General features: G+C 61.0%; 13 protein-coding genes and 1 pseudogene. 6 read left to right on the top strand and 8 right to left on the bottom strand.

The genetic code is table 11. The features are described 5' to 3' along the window. Nucleotides 1–96: 96 nt before the first annotated feature. The 8 genes from CDA63_RS03235 to CDA63_RS03200 form a co-directional block, all read right to left on the bottom strand. Nucleotides 97–1,509, bottom strand: a complete 1,413-nt coding sequence (locus CDA63_RS03235) for a T9SS type A sorting domain-containing protein (protein ID WP_088463014.1) — start codon at nt 1,507–1,509, stop codon at nt 97–99. 168 nt (nt 1,510–1,677) lie between these two features. Then, on the bottom strand, nt 1,678–3,099 hold the full coding sequence (locus CDA63_RS03230) for a T9SS type A sorting domain-containing protein (protein WP_088463013.1): 1,422 nt from the start codon (nt 3,097–3,099) through the stop codon (nt 1,678–1,680). Between the two features lie 78 nt (nt 3,100–3,177). Further along, a complete protein-coding gene (locus tag CDA63_RS03225) occupies nt 3,178–4,131 on the bottom strand; it encodes a bifunctional riboflavin kinase/FAD synthetase (RefSeq protein ID WP_088463012.1) in 954 nt (317 codons plus the stop codon). Between the two features lie 131 nt (nt 4,132–4,262). Beyond that, complete coding sequence (gene truB, locus CDA63_RS03220; protein WP_088463011.1) at nt 4,263–5,078, bottom strand: tRNA pseudouridine(55) synthase TruB; 816 nt, start codon at nt 5,076–5,078, stop codon at nt 4,263–4,265. Continuing rightward, nucleotides 5,078–5,884: an undecaprenyl-diphosphate phosphatase gene (locus CDA63_RS03215; protein ID WP_088463010.1), complete on the bottom strand. Its 807-nt coding sequence runs from the start codon at nt 5,882–5,884 to the stop codon at nt 5,078–5,080. Before CDA63_RS03215 ends, truB begins: the two co-directional genes overlap by 1 nt. A gap of 49 nt (nt 5,885–5,933) precedes the next feature. After that, entirely contained in the window at nt 5,934–6,245 is a 312-nt protein-coding gene (locus CDA63_RS03210; protein ID WP_088463009.1) for a DUF3098 domain-containing protein, read from the bottom strand. A 194-nt stretch (nt 6,246–6,439) separates the two neighbouring features. Next, nucleotides 6,440–7,327 (bottom strand): cell division protein FtsX, encoded by an 888-nt coding sequence (locus tag CDA63_RS03205; RefSeq protein WP_088463008.1) that lies wholly within the window; start codon nt 7,325–7,327, stop codon nt 6,440–6,442. Between the two features lie 219 nt (nt 7,328–7,546). After that, nucleotides 7,547–12,148 (bottom strand): translocation/assembly module TamB domain-containing protein, encoded by a 4,602-nt coding sequence (locus CDA63_RS03200; RefSeq protein WP_088463007.1) that lies wholly within the window; start codon nt 12,146–12,148, stop codon nt 7,547–7,549. 202 nt (nt 12,149–12,350) lie between these two features. Here CDA63_RS03200 and tsaD point away from each other — a divergent pair. The 6 genes and pseudogenes from tsaD to CDA63_RS03170 all read left to right on the top strand — a co-directional run bounded on the left by tsaD (nt 12,351) and on the right by CDA63_RS03170 (nt 17,054). Next, nucleotides 12,351–13,356, top strand: a pseudogene (gene tsaD / locus CDA63_RS03195) (tRNA (adenosine(37)-N6)-threonylcarbamoyltransferase complex transferase subunit TsaD). Between the two features lie 153 nt (nt 13,357–13,509). Beyond that, nucleotides 13,510–13,905, top strand: a complete 396-nt coding sequence (locus CDA63_RS03190) for a thioesterase family protein (RefSeq protein WP_088463006.1) — start codon at nt 13,510–13,512, stop codon at nt 13,903–13,905. Nucleotides 13,906–13,991: 86 nt separating this feature from the next. Beyond that, nucleotides 13,992–14,456: an SsrA-binding protein SmpB gene (gene smpB / locus CDA63_RS03185; protein WP_088463005.1), complete on the top strand. Its 465-nt coding sequence runs from the start codon at nt 13,992–13,994 to the stop codon at nt 14,454–14,456. A gap of 169 nt (nt 14,457–14,625) precedes the next feature. After that, complete coding sequence (locus CDA63_RS03180; RefSeq protein WP_242434531.1) at nt 14,626–15,432, top strand: C40 family peptidase; 807 nt, start codon at nt 14,626–14,628, stop codon at nt 15,430–15,432. A gap of 240 nt (nt 15,433–15,672) precedes the next feature. Further along, on the top strand, nt 15,673–16,167 hold the full coding sequence (locus tag CDA63_RS03175; protein WP_088463004.1) for an HNH endonuclease: 495 nt from the start codon (nt 15,673–15,675) through the stop codon (nt 16,165–16,167). A gap of 110 nt (nt 16,168–16,277) precedes the next feature. Continuing rightward, a complete protein-coding gene (locus CDA63_RS03170) occupies nt 16,278–17,054 on the top strand; it encodes a hypothetical protein (RefSeq protein ID WP_317044033.1) in 777 nt (258 codons plus the stop codon). Nucleotides 17,055–17,328: the final 274 nt, after the last annotated feature.

Below are 17,328 nucleotides of genomic sequence, written 5' to 3'. Positions count from 1 at the left end.
TACATTTCAGTGCCCGGCCAGGATAATCTAACTAATAGGACGCAAAAAAACCTTGCCCTGGTTGGGGCAAGGTACGTGCCGGGGAGCAGCCGGTAATCAGTTTTTTAACACCTTCAGGGTTGTGCGCTGGCCCTGCGAGTCGGTGAGTTGCAGCTGGTACATGCCGGCCGGTAACCCCAGCAACGACAGGGCGTAGCGGCCCAGCGCCGTGGCTTGCACGCGCCCGCTGCGAACGGTGCGGCCCTGCATGTCGGTGAGGAGGTAGGGGCCGGCGAGCGGGACGGGGGCCGTGATGGTCACCTGCTCCGCGTCGGCTACCGGATTGGGGTACAGCTGGGCCGCCGGGGTGGCCACGCGGGGAGCTGCCGCCAGCACGGCATCACCAGTCAGGCCAATCATTTTATAATCAGCATCGGCGCCCGTATCAACGGCCAGGGCAAACTGGCCGGTAACGGGGTTCACCTGCACGCGGGTATTGTTGTAACCATAGTTCAAGCCGGCAAAATAGCCTTCCCTACCAAGCGAACTGCCCGCCGGTGAGAAGCGGTACAGGTTTACTTCTATGTTGTTCGAAGTGCGGCCGGTACCGAGTAGCAGGTAGTTGCCGCTGGTAGTGCGCTGGGCCTGCGAAAAAGAGAAGGCCCCAATGCTACCCGGGAAACCCGTGAAAGTATACTTCGCCCACAGCGTTGTAAAGGTTGGGGAAAGCTTGCTGGCCGTATTGGACGTAACCAGTAGGAAATTACCCTCCTCAACCGGCAGAAAACTGCGGATGCCTCGGCCGGGGTCCGAAGCAAAATAAGCGGTTTCTAAAGACGTGAGGTACTCGGTGCCGCGGACGCCGGCATCACTCACAAAAATCATTTTGATAGTGCCGGGGCCAGACATGGGGTCTACGGCCACCCAGTAGCCGCCCGTGCCGCGGGCCAGCCGGGTAGCACCGCCGGGCTGGTCGGGCGCGTAATCCAGCAGGGTCTGCCGAGTGATCTGGCCGGCCGCCGACATGCGCACTAAATAGGGGTGGCCCTCGATATTGGCCGTCAGCACGTAGTCGTTGGCCTGCGTCCAGGCCAGATCGGTGTAGTCGGGGGCCGTGGGGCCCGCCGTGACCTGGGTCCAAAGCGTGTCGCCGGTGGCCTGGTCGAGCTTGACTAGGCAGGTAGCCATAGCCGCACCGGTGCGTCCGGAAGCAACCAGCAGCACTTGGCCCGCATTGTCTTCGCTCAGCAGATCGGTAGCGGTTACAGAGGTAAATTTTCGGACGCGGAGCTTTTTGGTCCAGATGGTATCGCCCTGCTCTTTGGTGCGAACCAGGAAAAGAGCACCGCTTCCGGAGGCCAGCTGATGACCGCTGAGTAGGTAGCCCCCGCTGCGGATAGTTTGCAGGCCTTGCAGTACATCAACTGCCGGGGTGCCATACTGCTTGCTCCACAAAACCTGGGCCCGGCCCGGCATGGCCAAAGTGCCGAGTAGCAACAGCATAACGATGAGAGAGGTATAGATTTTCATAAGGATGCTGTAAGGTGAGATGGCCGAGCAATTTACCCAAGGAAATCCCCACCTCCTATACCAAGCAGTAAAGCGGCTCCAACGGTCCACTAGCTGCTGCCGAGCATGCCCGGCAGCCTGCGCTAACTGCGTTTCTAGGGCCTCTATGCAATAAGTGTTGCTGACCGGCTACTGCTTCAGTATCTTGAGGGTCGTGCGCTGGCCCTGCGAATCGGTGAGTTGCAGCTGGTACATGCCGGCCGGTAACCCCAGCAACGACAGGGCGTAGCGGCCCAGCGCCGTGGCTTGCATGCGTCCGCTGCGCACGACGCGGCCCTGCATATCGGCGAGCAGATAGGGGCCGGTCAGCGGGACCGAGGCTATAATGGTCAAACGCTCCGCCTCCGTTATTGGATTGGGGTAGAGCTGGGCCGCTGCCGCCGCCGTTGCGGGTGCCGCCGCCAGCACGGCATCTCCACTCAAACCAACCATCTCGTAATCCCCGCTAATACTAGTGGCCAGGGCGAATTGGCCAGTTACCGGATTCACCTGCATAAGCGCTTTATCGGGGTTGCCGAGGTCTAGGCCTGAAAAATAGAATCCGCTACGGAGCGGCGTACCATCGGGTAAAACCCAGAGCAGGTCCACCTTTACAGAATGGGAGCCCTCACCAGAAATGGTTGCAAAAACATAATTCCCGCTGGTAGTACGGACGCCCTGCAACAAGGACCTAGCTCCAGGACTGCTCGGAGAGGCTCTAAAATCGTTCCTCGTCCATAGGGTGGTAAAGGTGGAAGAAAGCTTGGTGGCAGCACCGGAATCAACCATTAAGAAATTACCGTCCTCGACGGGAAGGAAGCTTCGGATACCTCGGCCGGGAAGAAGGCCATAAATCGAATTTCCATAGGGGATGCTCAAAGACGTGAGGTACTCGGTGCCGCGGACGCCGGCATCACTCACAAACACCATCTTGATGGTGCCGGAGGTGGTGGTGCTGGTCGAGGAATTCAAGGCTACCCAGTACCCGCCGGCTCCGCGGGCCATGCGGGTGACGCCGCCGGGCAGGTCGGGGGCGTAGTCGAGCAGGGTTTGGCGGGTAATCTGGCCGGCGGCCGACATGCGCACCAGATAGGGGTGGCCCTGAATGTTGGCCGTCAGTACGTAATCGTTGGCCGGGGTCCAGGCCAGATCGGTGTAGTCGGGGGCGGCGGGGCCTGTCGGGGCCTGGGTCCAGAGCGTGTCGCCGGTGGCCTGGTTGAGCTTGATGAGGCAGCTGGCCGTGCCAGTGGTTGTGGAGGCCACCAGCAGTACCTGGCCGGCGTTGTCCTCGGTGAGCAGATCAGTAGCGGCGAGGGAGGTGAACTTGCGCACCCGGAGCTTTTTGGTCCAGAGGGTATCGCCCTGGTCCTTGGTCCGAACCAGAAAAAGGCTGGGGCTTGCAGTGCCGCTGAGCAGATAACCTCCGCTGCGCATAATGAGCATGCCTTGTAAATTATCCTGGCCTGGGGAGAGGTAGCGACTCTTCCATAGCTGTGATTGAGCCTGGCCGGGCATGGCCCCGACGCATAGCAATAGCAGCAGCGTAAACAGCAGGGGGATAGAGGCTTTCATAAGGATATTCTAAGGTGAGATGGCCCGGCAACTTACCCAAAGAAAAGCGCACTTCCTACGCCAGATAGCAACGCCCTGTCAGCCGCCTGCCAACTGCTGTCGGGCATGCTCAGCATCCCGGGCCAGCTGAGCCTTGAGGGCGTCGAGGCCTTCGAACTTCTGCTCGTCGCGCAGGCGGGCTACAAACTCTACGGTCAGCGGCTGGTCGTACAGGTCGCCTTCAAAGCCTAACAAGTGGGCCTCCACAGTCTGGGCCAGGTTGCCGGCCACGGTGGGGCGCACCCCGATGTTGAGCATGGCGGGCCAGGCGGCACCGGCGGCCGTGGTGGCGTGCACGGCATACACTCCCCGGGCGGGCACTAGCTTCAGGTCCTCGGGGCAGTGCAGGTTGGCGGTGGGCCACCCGATGGTGCGGCCCAGCTGCTGGCCTTTTACTACGAGGCCGGTAAACGGGTAATCGTAGCCCAGGTAGCGGTTGGCGGTGGCCACGTCGCCGGCCTCCAGAGCCCGCCGGATGCGGGTGCTGCTCACGCCCACTGCGTCTACGTCCTCGCGCGAAATTTCCTCCACACTCATACCGTACCGGCCCGAATGCTCGCGCAGGTACTCGAACCCGCCCTCGCGGTTGCGGCCGAAGCGGTGGTCGTAGCCGATAACCAGCTTGGCCGTGCCCACCGTGTCGAGCAGGATGCGCTGGATAAACTCCTCCGACGACCAGGCCGCAAACTCGCGGGTGAACGGAATGATGAGCAGGTAATCGACCCCGAACTCGGCCAGCTTGGCGGCCCGTTCCTCCAAGGTATTGAGCAGGTGCAGGTCGAGGGGCTCGGGGTGGGAGGGGGGCGGGTCCAGCACCAGGCGCGGGTGGGGCCAGTAGGTAATGACCACGGCCGGCCCGCCGCTGGCCCGCGCTACTTCCCGCAGCCGGTCCAAAATCTGCTGGTGGCCTACATGCACGCCGTCGAACGTGCCGCTGGTTACCACGGCGTTGCCGAGGTAGGGAAACTGAGCCGGGTCCTGAATTACCTCCATCGAGTGGTCAGCTATTAGCTTTCAGCTGTTAGCCGTTAGCTTCCTTTCTAAACAATAGTGCGTTGAATTGCAACCGGCGGCGCATGGCTAGCTGGCAGTGCTTAAGCTGCCCCAATTGCGCTGCTGCAAGGTTACGAATTTTCGGAGCCGGAATCGGGAGATGCCGGGGCGGCGTGCGTGGCGTTGAAGTACTCCAAACCGGCGCGGCGTTCGGGCTGCCGCTCCCGGCGGGGGCGGGTGGGGCGGTCGGTCTGGCCCTCAGGGCGGGGCGGGGCCAGGGCCTGCACCTGCTCCATGGTCAGGGCGTCGGCCAGGCGGTAGTCACCAATGCGGGTGCGGACCAGTTTCGTCAGGTGAGCACCGCAGCCCAGGGCCTCGCCCAAGTCGCGGCCCAGGCTGCGGATGTAGGTGCCCTTGGTGCAACTGATGCGGAAATCCAGGTCAGGCAGCGCAATGCGGGTCAGCTCGAACTCGGCAATTGTCACCTGCTTGCTCTTGATAACGGCTTCCTCGCCCCGGCGGGCCACTTCGTAGGCCCGCTCCCCGTTCACCTTCACGGCCGAAAACAGGGGTGGGGTCTGGGTGATTTCACCCATAAACTGCGCCACGGCGGCCCGGATATCGGCCTCGGTGAGGTGCTGGTAGGGCTGCTCGGCATCCACGGGCGTTTCCAGGTCGAAGCTGGGCGTGGTCTGGCCCAGGCGAAACGTGCCGGTGTACTCCTTTTGCTGGGCCTGAATCAGGTCGATCTGCTTGGTTTTTTTGCCGGTGCACAGAATCAGCAGGCCGGTGGCCAGCGGATCGAGGGTGCCGGCGTGGCCGATTTTGCGGATGCGCAGCGTGTTTTTCACCTTCCGCACCACATCAAACGACGACCAGGTAAGCGGTTTGTCCACGAGTAGTACTTCACCCGTTTCAAAGTCGAAATCCGTCAGGTTCTTCTCCATTAGAGCAGGTTCAGATCAATTCCTAACCCAATCATCACCAGCAGAATGCCGCCCACAATGATGCGGTAGATGCCAAAGGCCCGAAACCCAAACTTGGTCACGAACCCGATAAAGAGGCGGATGGCCAGCAGCGCCACCACGAAAGCTACCACGTTGCCGAACAGAATCAGCTTGACATCGGCGCCCGAGAGGCGGCCGCCGTCCTGGTAGAAATCGAGCAGGTCTTTGGCCGAGGCGGCCGCCATGGTGGGCATGGCCAGGAAGAAGGCGAATTCGGCGGCGGCTTTGCGGGTGAGGCGCTGGGTGAGGCCGCCGATAATGGTGGCCGCCGAGCGGCTCACGCCCGGCACCACGGCCAGGCACTGGAACACGCCAATCACGAAGGCCTGCCGGAAGCTGGGCGTAGTGGTCGGGTGGCCGCCTTCTTCTATCGTTTCCTGCGGAAACCACTTATCCACGAACATGAGCACGATGCCGCCGAAAAGCAGCATCAGGCCCACCGTCGTCACCGACTCGAGCAGAATGTCGATGTATTTCTTCAGCGTGAGCCCTACCACAACTACCGGCAGAAAGGCCACCAGCAGCTTGAGGTAGAAATCGAAATTCTGAAAAAACCGCCGCCAGTACACCACCAGCACCGAAAAAATGGCTCCGAGCTGGATAACGACCAGGTAAAGCTTGGTAAACGCCGTAGCCGGGATGCCCAGCAGGGCGGAAGCAATAATCATGTGCCCGGTGCTGGAAACAGGCAAAAATTCGGTCAGGCCTTCGACAATGGCGAGAATCAGCGCGTGCCAGTAGGTCATGGGAGGAGTCTGGAGGGCTTCGAAGCCGGGAAACTAGCCCGGTGTTTGGCTAGCGCTTGTATGTAGGAGCAGTGGGCGCGGTCGTGGCAGGCGGCACGGGTTGCGAGGGCACAGTCGTGACGGTTACCTCATCGTGGGCTACCGCGGCCGTCGAGCCTGGGCGGGCCATAATGGCCCAGAATTCGAGCAGGAAGCCCACGGCCAGCAGAATCGGGCCCAGCGTGATGCCCAGAAACCCTTCGCCATACTCGGTCGAGTCGAGGGTCATGGTGATGAAGCCGGCCGCCAGCACGGCCAACCCGATAAACATGAGGCGGTAGTTGCGCGGCCCAAAGGCAAAGCGGGGAGTAGTCGATTCCATAGCAGGCAAAGGTACAGGAGTTGCCGTAAGCCGCCGCAGAAATTCAACGAATGCGGGTTTGGGGGCAACGAGTGGGAAGAAGGGAGGCGGGGAAAAACGGCGTCATGCTGAGCATGTGGCGCATGGAGCCAGAGTCGGAGCGAAGTTGCAGCATGATACGTTCTCCTATCCAGTCCCTAAAACCTCAAACTACTTTAATACAACTCATCCAGCGACATGCCGGTGTACTTGCGCACGGCCCGCCAGGAGCTTAAAAAGCCGATACCCATGCCCAGTACCACCAGAAAAAGGCCGAGGGCCGCGAAGAGCTGGTTGTCTTCGAGCAGGCGCAGCTCGGCGAGTTGCAGGTAGGCGTACTGGAGCAATGCCGCCAGCAGCAGGCCCGCCAGCAGGCCGCTCACGAGGCCCTGCCACACCGCCCGTCGCAGAAACGGCCACTGAATAAAGCCCGGCGTGGCTCCCACCAGCTGCATGCTCCGAATCAGGAAACGTTGGGAAAACAGGGCCAGCTTGATGGTATTATTGATGAGTACGACCACCACAAACGTGAGGATGGCCGCGAAGCCGATGAGTACCAGGCTCACGTTGCGCAGGTTCTCATTCACCGATGTAATCAGGCTCTCCACGTAATCGACCTCGAACACGCCCGACTCCTGGGTTAGCTCCTGCTTGATGCGGGCTAGGTTTTTGGCGTCGGCGTAGTCGGCGTTTATTTTGAGCAGGTAGGCATCGCGCAGCGGGTTGTCGCCCAAAAACTGCTGGAAATCTTCGCCCGTCTGGTCGATGAGCTGGCGGGCACCTTCTTCCTTGGACAGAAAGCGCACCTGGGGCTCGTTGTTCTTGCGGGCCACATAGGGCTTGCGGGCCAGATCCTGCTGGAGCTGGAGCAGCTGGGTTTCGGGCAAGTCGCGCTGCAAATACACCTGCATCTCCAGGTTCTCCTTCACCAGCGTCGATACCTTGTGGGCATGAATCAGCAGCAGCCCGAACAAGCCAATTACCAGCAGCGCCAGCGTAATGCTGAACACGACCATCAGGTGCGGATAACTACCGAGCTTCTTTTTGCGGGTGGGCTGCTTCATGCGGTGAATGAGTGAATGAGTGACTCGGTGAGTTGTTCTTACGTGGCGCCTCACCCCCTAGCCCCCTCTCCGAAAAGGAGAGGGGGAACTAGCTTCTGGTTTTCAGGGCTAGAACAAGAGTTAGAATACTAGCTGCAAAGCTAGCAACTAGTTCCCCTCTCCTTTTCGGAGAGGGGGCTAGGGGGTGAGGCGACCGTAAGGCGCGACAACAAAATAACCTCATATCTCCGTGCGCGGGTCGTTATCCACTTGCAGCTCGCGGGCTTTGCGGGCGTCCCGGTCGCGGCGGCTCAGGCGCTTGCGGGCGAACAGCTCACGGAAGGTATCGAACTGCTCGGTGTGCAGCAGTGAGATGCCTGCTCGGGCCTGGTTTACGCCCTGGCTTAGGCCGGTGAGGTCGCGCGGGGTGGTTTCGTAGCGCAGCTTGGCCCGGAACTTCCCATCGGGACGCAGGTAGTACTCCAGGCTCAGGTCGCCGATAACCGAGGTTTGGGCCGAGGCCACCGGCACGTTGCCCACTGAGCCCGAGGTGGTGTTGCTGCCGAAGCTGCCGTCGCGGGTGATGCGCAGGCGGCCGTTGAGAAACGAATAGCTCAGGCGCAGCTGCAAGGCGGCCAAGTCCTCGGCCGAAAGGCCGTTGATGTTGAAGCTGATTTCCAGGTTGGGGTCAATCTGCGACGTCAGCAGCCCGAGTTGAGTGCTCAGAATCTGGCCCAGGCTATTGCCCAGCGCGTTGTTGCCGCCCTCCAGGCGCGTGACGGCCAACGAGCCGGGCGGCGTGAGTTGCCGGAACACCACTAGGCTAAACACCTGCCGGTTCAGCTCCTGCTCGTCGTTGCGAATGGCCGACAGGAAGGGGGCCAAATCGCCTTCCAACGAAGACGGGATGTCGTTGAATTCGAGGTTGAGCTTGATGATGGGCTGCAGAATTGGCCCGGTCAGGTTCATGACGGCCGTAACGGGTACCAGCGAGGTGTTGGCCGAGCCGCTGCTGCTCTGGTAAATTACGGGGGCCAGACTGGTACGCTGGGTGTAGGTGGCCGTCACGTTCATTTCGCCGGCCAGCGGGTCGCCGTTCCAGGCAATGGTGCCACCGGGCCGCACCACAAATTCCTTGTTCACGAGGCCCTGCAGCGTGAAATTGTAGGCCCCGCGCACAATTTCCACCTGCCCGTACATGTTAAAATCGCCCCGGGTGTCAATATTGAGCCGCACCTGGCCGGTGGCCGTGCCCCGGATAATGTCACCGGTGCTCTCATCGAGCAGCAGTTCCACGTAGGCATCGGGCGTAATGTCGAGGTTCATGTTCAGCCGGATACCCGACAAATCGACGTTGCCCTTGGCGGTCGGGCCCTGCGCCGCCAGCGCCGCCCGGGCCGAGTCGGAGAGGTTGCGGTTGACGAACTTGATGTAGCTGGCCCGCTCGGCCTTGGCGGTGTTATCGAAGGGCAGTGAAACCCGGGTGCCGGCCTCGCTGCGGGCCGTTACGTTCACGAACAGGTTGTCGGCCGGCCCGCGCACGACCGCCGTGCCGGTGGCGTAGGCCTGCCCGAAGTACAGCTCATTGTCTTGGCGGCTGGTGTTTAGCACCTGGAGCTTGCGGAAGGAGGCCGTCAGATCGAGGCGCATATCCTGGAAACCTCGCTCGTAAATGTTGCCGTTAATGGTGCCGGAGTTGCCCTGCAGGTCGCGCAGGGTGATGTTCTGAAGCTGAATGCGGTCCTCCAGAAACCGAATGCGGTCGGCGAAGGTGTAGGTAGTGCCCAGGTAAATGAACGTGAGCCGGCCGTCGCTCACGTCGATGTTGCCCGTGAGCACGGGGGCGCTGAAGCGGCCACCCACCCGCAACGTGCCCACGCCGGTGCCGCTCACATCGCGAAACAGCGTGCCGAGGAAAGGCTGGGCGATTTTGATGGGTGCCCGGCTGAGCACGCCCGTCAGGTTGAGCTGCTGGGTTTCGGAGCCGGGCGCGATGTAGCCCGTTACGGCCAGCACTTGGCGGGCGTCGCGGGTTACGTCGAGGTTCACGTTCAAACGGTCGGTGCTGTTGTCCCAGTCGCCGCGGCCCTGCACATCGCCAATCAGCACGTTGTCCATTTTCAGCGAATCGACCTTCAGCGTCGAGTTGATGACCAGCGGCCCGAATACGCCGCTGATGGTGCCCAGCGCATTCACGCGGCCCCCGAATTTCTGGCTGCCGGTGAGGCCATTAAGCGTGGCCAGCTCGAAATCGGTGACCGTAAGGGCCAGGGGCTTGTTGGGGTTTTCCGACAGAAATCCTTGGGCGCTGATGCTCTGCTGGCCGTTGCTGAGCGTCACGTTCTGAAAGTCGAACTCGCGGCCCCCACCCGAAATGATGAGCGAGTTGTCGGGCGCAATCGTCCAGTTCTTGCCCAGCAAATTCACGCCCGACTGACGGAAAATGATTTTTACGGCGTCGTCCAGGAACACTAGCGCCCCGTTGATCTGGGCTTTGTTGGTGGTGCCGGTTTGGGCCAGGGCAGTCGAGAAGTTGATTTTCTCCTGGTCCCAGACGCCCTCCACGTAGAAGTTCTCGGTGGTGCCCAGCCCCGGCACCCCGCGCTGCTGCTCCGACGTAATGCTGGCCTGGGCCAGTACCTCGGGCTGGTAGGGCAGCTTGGAGGTGGTCAGGTCGAACTCGCTGTTTTTAAGCCGAATGCTGTCGTAGCGGAAACTGGCCACCTGCCCGCCGAGCCGGAAAATAGACGTCGGCCCGTTGCGGAACGACCCCTCGATGCGGGTGGAATCGGAAATGCTGACCTGGGGCACGAACAGGTGCAGCAGCGGGTTGGGCTGCTTGAGGTAGAGGTTGAGCGCCACCTGGTAATCGGGCAGCGGCTGCTGGCGCTTGCGGCGGTAGTAGGCGGCAATGGCATTGTCGTTGCTCTCGAAATTGAGGCGGTACTCGGCCACCAGCGTCTGCACGTCGCGGATAACGGTGCTGGGCGTAAAGTCGCCGGTCAGGGCCAGGTTAAGCACCTCCGAGCGCACCCGCACCCGGCGCTGCCCGGCGTCGAGCTGGCTCAGCACGTCGAGCGTGTCGATGTTGACGGTGCGGCCGGCGTAGGTCAGGCGCGAGTCGCGCAGGTGGGCGTAGCCGAGCAGCGCGTCGAGGCGCAAACCCTGGAAATCGACGTCGGCGGTGGTGGCCACGGTAATGCTTTCCTTGGTCAGGCCCAGGGCCCGCAAATCGGCCCGCCGCACGTTGGCCTTCAAATTGAAGGCCTGCCGGCCAGGGTTGAGGCTGACGCTGCCGGTGGCATCGAACTTTAGGTTGGGGTCGTTGGCCGCAATTTTACCCGTGAACGACTCGCGGCTGAAGCGGCCATTGGTGACGATGTTGCGGTAGCGGTAGCCATTGAGCCAGATGCTTTGCACGGTGGCGTTGGCCGTGAGCCGGGCCGTGCGCAAATCGAAGCCCACGCCCTGCACCTTGCCGTTCATCGTCACGTCGCGCACCACGCTTTCGTCGCCCAGCAGTTTGCCCAACTGGAAGCCGGTGGTGCGCAGTTGGCCCTCGTAGGTGGAGTAGCGCGGGTCGGTTTTAAACTTGAGGTTGACGTCGGACGTGACCGAGCCCAGCGCCGTCTGGAACGAGCCGTTGGCCACGAAATCGTTGTAGAAGCCCAGAAACTGCCCCTTCAGCTTCACGGTGCCCAGCCGCCGCACGTAGGGCCAGCCTTTATCGGGAATGTAGCGCCGGATATCACTGCCCTGCACCACCGAGGGCTGGAGCCGCATCACGATAAAGCTCTCCTTGAAATTGGGCAGGCCCTCCACGTTGATGTCGCCCCGCACCCGGGTGCCTTCGCCGTAGCGGATGTCGAGGCTTTTGGTGGTGAAGTTGCGCACGTAGCCCTTCGCCTGCCCCGAAATGAGGATGGTTTCGTTGAGCTCCCGCACCGCCGGATCGGGCACAAACTTGGCAATGTCGTCGGAGTAGAGCCGGCTGGGCTTCAGCCGGGCAATAACTTTAACCGAGTCGTTGAAGTCGGTGAAGTTGAGGAAGCGGCGGTACTCGAAGCGCAGGTAATCGTGAATCCGGCTGTCCTCGACCCGCAGCATCAGCTTGTCGAACTCCCAGAATCGGTCGGTATAGGTCATGTCGGCCGTTAGCTCCCGCAGCCGCGTGCCCGAGGGCGTATCCACGGTACGCAGGCCGCTGATGTTGGCGTGGATGGAGTCGCCCCGCAGCCAGAGCTGGTCGGCATCGACGTAGATGCTGTCGAGGCGCATGTGGGCGTAATCCATCGTGCGGCCGTATTCGGGGCTGCGGGGCACGTCGTGGCGCTCCAGCACGAACTGCCCGTTGCGCAAGCTCAGCGCCTCAATCTGGAAGTCGAACGGCTTGCTGACCTTGGTGGTGTCAGAAGGCCCAAGCAGCCGCTTCACTGCCCCAATGAACTGGTCGAGGGTAGTAGAGTCGGGCTGATTCTTATAGGTGACCAAATGAAAGCGAGGCTCCTCCAGCGTGAGCCGGCCCACGTGCAAATGGTTGGGGTCAAAAATGCTGAACAGTTTGATGTCGGCATCGGCCCGGCCGATGTTGAACAGCTCATTACCGCGCCTATCAAGCACCCGCACGCCTTCGAGCAACACCCGCGAGAAGGGCCGGATATCGACCCGGTTAACCAGTACCTTCTGGCCCAGCTTATCGGTGAGCATGCGGGCGGCGCGTTGAGCCAAGTTGGTTTGCACGCTCGGCACCCGCAACGCCACCAGCGCCCCCACTACGGCCAGCACCAGCAGCAGCAGCAGGCCAAAGAGTACTTTCAGGATGATGGATAGGAAGCGGGGCACGGGCAGAGCGGAGCTAAGAAAGACAAAGATAGAAGCTAGAAGTCAGGAGCCGGAAGTTAGAATCGGAGGGGAAAAACAGCGGTTGGCCGAAGCATACGGCTGGCAGTAGTAATTTTGTTGTCAGAACGGTATGATAAGAACGTTGATATGCTGAGCATGACCCCGTTCTTATACAGCCATTTCCAACTCCTAGCTCCCAAATATGCCCACCATCCTCGCCATCGAATCTTCCTGCGACGACACTTCGGCCGCCGTGCTCGTCGACGGCGAAATCCGGGCCAACGTGGTGGCCACCCAGCAGGTGCACGAGCAGTACGGCGGCGTGGTGCCCGAGCTGGCCTCCCGGGCCCACCAGCAGCACCTGGTGCCGGTCGTGGATTCGGCGCTCAAGCAGGCCGGAGTCAGCAAGCACGACCTCGACGCGGTAGCCTTCACCCAGGGGCCGGGGCTGCTGGGCTCGCTCTTGGTGGGCGGGATGTTCGCCAAAACGATGGCGCTGGCTTTGGGCAAACCCCTGATTGCCGTCAACCATATGCGGGCCCACATTCTGGCGCATTTTATTGAGGAGCCCCGGCCGCAGTTTCCGTTTTTGTGCCTTACCGTCAGCGGTGGCCATACCCAGCTGGTGGTGGTTCGCGGGCCGCTCGACATGGAAATTATCGGCCAGACCATCGACGACGCAGCTGGCGAGGCTTTCGACAAGACGGCCAAGCTGCTCGGCCTGCCCTATCCCGGCGGCCCCCACCTCGACAAGCTGGCCCGCGAGGGCAACCCCACCCGTTTCCCGCTGCCGGTAGGCACCATGCCGGGCTACGATTTCAGCTTCAGCGGCCTGAAAACAGCCGTTATGTACTTCGTGAAGAAGGAAACAGCGAAAAACCTCGACTTCGTGGCCGAAAACCTGGCCGACCTCTGCGCCAGCATCCAGCACACCATCATCCAGACGCTCCTACGCCAGCTGCGCCGCGCCGCCGCCGACCAGGGTCTGACCCAGGTGGCCCTGGCCGGGGGGCGTGGCCGCCAACAGCGGCCTGCGCCAGGCGCTGCCAGCCGAAGCCGTTGCCCAAGGCTGGCAAGTGTTCATCCCCGCCTTCCAATACTGCACCGATAACGCCGCCATGGTCGCCATCACGGCCCAATTTCAGTACGAAGCCGGCGACTTCGCCACCCAGCTGGTGAGTTCGGACCCAAGGTTGAAGCTGGCGTAGGTGCCAGTTGTCAGGACGGAAAGAACGTCATTCAGAGCGTAGCGAAGAATCTTGCGTGCTGACGTTGCCAAAGTAATCCTACTATTAAGAGTTACAACTACACACGAGATTCTTCGCTACGCTCCAAATGATGTTCTTCCCTAACCCCACCCAATGACCAACCCTTTCCAGCCCGGCGATGAGCAGACGTACCGGCTGACCGTGACGGCGGCCGACTTTGCGGTGCTCGATGGGCGGCTGATTCATCCGGTGCTGAGCACGTTTGCGCTGGGGCAGGCGCTGGAGTGGACGAGCCGGCAGTTTGTGGAGCAGATGCTGGAAGCGGGGGAGGAGAGCATTGGCACGTTGCTGACGGTGGAGCACCGCGGCCCGGCCTTCGAAGGGGAAACCGTGGAATTTAGGGCTATTTTTGAGCAGCTCAACGGCCCCGAGTTGCTGTGCCGCGTAGAAGCCCGGGTGGGTGAGCGGCTGGTAGCCACCGGCCGCACCGGCCAGCGCATCGTGAGTAGCGCGAAGCTGCAGGCCCGGTTTCGGGAACTGCGGGGGTAGGGGCGAGTTGCCCGTGCCCGCTTGTGCATCGGGCCACCAGCATATACAATCAGCGAAATCAGCGCAACAACCAGCGCATATCAGTGATGAAGGAAGAAAAGGTCAAGCATATCAACATCCAGAACCGCCGGGCCCGCTTCGAGTACGCCTTTCTGGTGAACTACACGGCGGGCATGATGCTCCAAGGCACCGAAATCAAGAGCATCCGGGACGGCAGCGTGCAGCTCGGCGACGGTTTCTGCGTGTTCCATCCCGACGGCAGCCTCTGGGCTCATAACATCACCATTGCCCAGTACACCGAGGGCACCTACAACAACCACGAACCCAAGCGTCCCCGTAAGCTGTTGCTCAACAAGCGCGAACTCAAGCAGCTGGCCGCCAAAAACCAGGAGCAGGGCCTCACCATCGTGCCTGTGCGCCTGTTCGTGAGCGACCGGGGCTTCGCCAAACTCGAAATTGCCCTGGCCAAGGGCAAGAAGCTCTACGACAAGCGCGACGACCTGAAAGCCAAGGACCAGAAGCGCGAAATGGACCGGGCGCGGGACTATTAGGTAGAGATGCCAAAACGAAGGGCTGAGGGCTGCGGAGCTTAGCGGCACGAATGGCGGGAAATTCTCCTTCTCTTTTTCCCCACTGAATCCTGCTTCGTCAGGCTTACCGCTCCGCTCCGGCCCCACGAACGTCAAATCCATCGAGTCACTCATTCACTCATTCACCGTTTTGGAACACGGAATTTGCGCCCTGAGCGCCGTGCCGGTGCGGGCCGAACCCACCGACAAGGCCGAAATCGTCACCCAGCTTATTTTTGGGGAGTGCTATTCGGTGCTGCTTGTGCAGGGCAACTGGCTACAGGTGCGCCTGGCCGCCGACCAGTACGTGGGCTGGATGGATGCCAAGCAGCACCGCCCCGTAACGGCTGAGTATTTCCGTCTTTGGCAGGCTGAGGACCATCCGCGCACGCTCGATGTGGTGCAGATGGTGAGCGACGACACCACCAAAATGCCCGTTACGCTCGGTACCCGCCTGCCGTTTTTCGATGGCATGACCCTGCGCCTCGGCGACCAGCCCTACTTCTACAACGGGGCCGCCACCAATCCGCGCAACGGCCACGGCCCCCACGGCTCGGTGGACGGCCGCCGCCGCCTGCTCCATAAAACGGCCCTCATGTACCTGAAAGCGCCCTATTTGTGGGGCGGCAAAACCCTGTTCGGCATCGACTGCTCGGGCCTCGTGCAGCAGCTCTACGGGCTGGTGGGCGTGCAGCTCCCCCGCGATGCTCACCAACAGATTCAGGCGGGCCAGCCGGTGCATTTCGTGGCCCAGACCCGCCCCGGCGACCTGGCTTTCTTCGACAACGCCGAGGGCCGCATCGTGCACGTGGGCCTGCTGCTCGACGACCAGCAGATCCTGCACGCCAGTGGCGAGGTCCGCATCGACCCGCTCGACCACAACGGCATCTTCCGCCGCGACCAGCAGAAGTACAGCCACAAGCTGCGCCTCATCAAGCGCATCCTGCCCGAGGAGTAGAAACAAGCAAGGGGCCAGAGAACAAGAACTGTCATTCTGAGCAGCGCAAGGAATCCCGCGTACCAAAGTAACCCTACTATCTGGAGTTGCTTCGGCACGCGGGATTCTTCGCGCCGCTCAGAATAACAGTTCTTTCCTTCTTCCACTCATCTGCCCGCAACCAGAACCTTTCGTCTGTTGTTAATGCGCTTAGAATCATCTAGCTTTCTGGCAGAGTAGGTTCTTTTTTCTTCGCGTTATATGGACCAAAAGGTGCTTGTGTTGAACGGCGACTACACTGCGATTACGCTGTGCAGCGTCCAGAAGGCTTTCGTGTTGCTGTATCTGGAAAAAGCCGAACTGATTGCCAAATCCGAGCACGGCGTGTTGCGCACCGTGAGCCGGGCGTACCCCAAGCCGAGCATCATCCGGTTGCAGCGTTACGTGCGCGTGCCTTACAAGGGCATTGCCCTGAGCCGCCACAACGTGATGAAGCGCGACAACTTCGAGTGCCAGTACTGCGGCTCGACTAAAAACCTGACGCTCGACCACGTACTACCTCGAAGTAGGGGCGGGGATTCCAGCTGGAGCAATCTGCTTACGGCCTGCTCCCGCTGCAACCACGCCAAGGGCCACTACACGCCTCAGGAGGCAGGCCTCACCATCCGGCAGCAGCCCAAGAAACCCACGCTCACCGGCTTCCTCAAGCTCAGCGCCGGCACCCTCGACCAGAACTGGCATCCTTACCTCCAATAACCACCGGCAGCCCCACGGCTGACCGGCTTTTTTTTGGTTTTTGGGTTTAGCAGAACGTCATGCAAAGCGAAGAATCTCGCGTGCCACAGTAACCCTGCTGTTAGGGTTTACTGTGGCAGAAATGGTCCGATATCGGGCTGTTCGTGAAGTACGGCATGCTCTCGGACGAGAAGTTCTACGAGAAGGCGAAGGATTTCGTGCTCGTGCAGAACGTGGCTGGCAAAACCTTCACGCTTCCCGAATATCAGGAGTTCGTGCAGGCCAACCAGAAAGACAAAAGCGAGCAAACCGTGGTGCTGTATACCACCGACGCCGAGGCCCAGCACAGCTTCGTGCAAGCCGCCCAGGACCGTGGCTACGATGTGCTTGAACTCAGCGGTCCGCTCGATTCGCACTTTATCGGGCAGCTGGAGCAGAAGCTGGAGAAAACCACCTTCAAGCGCGTGGATGCCGAGACGGTAGGTAAGCTCATCGCGAAGGACGACGCACCGGAAAGTGTGCTCAGCGACGACGAAAAGACCCGCCTGACCGACGTGTACAAGCAGGCCATCAGCAACGACCAGATGCAGGTGCAGGTAGAGGCTCTCTCGCCCCAGGATGCGCCCGTCATCATCACGCTTCCCGAGTTCATGCGCCGCATGAAGGATATGCAGCGTACCGGCGGCGGTGGCGGCATGCAGATGTTCGGCTCTTTGCCCGACAGCTACACCGTGAGTGTGAATGCCAACCACCCCATCACCCAGCGCGTGCTCAGCGCCGAAGCTGAGGCCGGGGGCAAGCTGGCCCGCCAGGCCTTCGACCTGGCCTTGCTGGCTCAAGGCATGCTAAAAGGCGAGGCCCTAACTGCCTTCGTGAAGCGGAGCGCCGATTTACTGGCGGCCGAGTAGCTTTAGAAAGTCTATAAAGTTTAAGACGGTATAAAACCCCGGCAACCAATGGCGCCGGGGTTTTGTTTTGTTGGGGGATAAAAGCGACTAGTCGAGTTTTTGGGGAATTCGGGAACGGAAAGGGCGGGTGCCAAGCGTTAGGCAGCATTGGCAGGGACCGAGGCATGGCCAATGCCTAGGTGTATAGTCCCAGAGAGAGATGGTGTATTTTCCGGGCTGGAATTTCGCACGAACTTATGGGACAAGTACTCCACGGCAGCGCCCGCACAACTTC

It is taken from the genome of Hymenobacter amundsenii (genome assembly GCF_002204745.1).
Taxonomy (GTDB): domain Bacteria; phylum Bacteroidota; class Bacteroidia; order Cytophagales; family Hymenobacteraceae; genus Hymenobacter; species Hymenobacter amundsenii.
This window is presented reverse-complemented; position numbering and strand designations above follow the sequence as displayed.